The sequence below is a fragment of the Marinifilum breve genome (genome assembly GCF_003202155.1).
GTDB classification, from domain to species: domain Bacteria; phylum Bacteroidota; class Bacteroidia; order Bacteroidales; family Marinifilaceae; genus Marinifilum; species Marinifilum breve.
The window spans coordinates 1-733 of record NZ_QFLI01000062.1 but is presented as its reverse complement, the minus strand read 5'-3'; the positions used below and the strand labels follow the sequence as shown (position 1 = coordinate 733).

2 protein-coding genes are annotated in these 733 nt (G+C 31.8%); both read right to left on the bottom strand.

Annotation, left to right across the window (positions count from 1 at the left end):
- A partial coding sequence (locus DF185_RS22995) for a hypothetical protein (RefSeq protein WP_207784742.1) occupies positions 1-493 on the bottom strand: 493 nt, incomplete at its 3' end.
- A gap of 28 nt (positions 494-521) precedes the next feature.
- On the bottom strand, positions 522-733 hold a 212-nt coding region (locus tag DF185_RS22990; protein WP_207784741.1), incomplete at its 5' end, for a hypothetical protein.

Genomic DNA, 733 nt, shown 5'->3' with positions numbered 1-733 from the left:
CAATCTTCTGTAATAACTTGGCATTCATTTCACCCACTGCGATTCCATTTTCCAAAACCTCTTTCTCAGAAGGTATGTCAGGCAAATGTTTGTTTTCTTCTATAAAGCTTTCTACCTCTTTTAGGTCTTTTAGTTGGTAGTCTTCTTCAAATACGAAATCGGACCAAGAATTTTGTTTTATCTCAATCTCATTTGCAATAAGTTTACCCTCAATAATCGAAAGTCCTTTTACAATAAGATTTCCTTTTCTTGAATGATAATCATAACCTCCAACAATCAACTTATCAAACGCATGAAAACTACTAGCATACAAATCATTATAACCGATATTGCTATACCAAAATTTTATTTCGCCAGTGGAAGATCCTATTTCAGGACCAGGGTTTGCTGATAGTAAACGCAAAGTATTACCATTTTTATTTAAAAAAATATTTTCTTGAGCATTAGATACATAAAAAACTAGGCACAAAAAAATCATTATAAATATTCTCATGGGGTTATTGTTTTTAGATTGATTAAGTTTATTTCGATTTTAAATCATTAACTTCATTGCGTAATGCTTTTATCTCCTTATTCTGCTCAATTACATAAAGCGTTAACTCCTCAATCTTCTGTAATAACTTGGCATTCATTTCACCCACTGCGATTCCATTTTCCAAAACCTCTTTCTCAGAAGGTATGTCAGGCAAATGTTTGTTTTCTTCTATAAAGCTTTCTACCTCTTTTAGGTCTT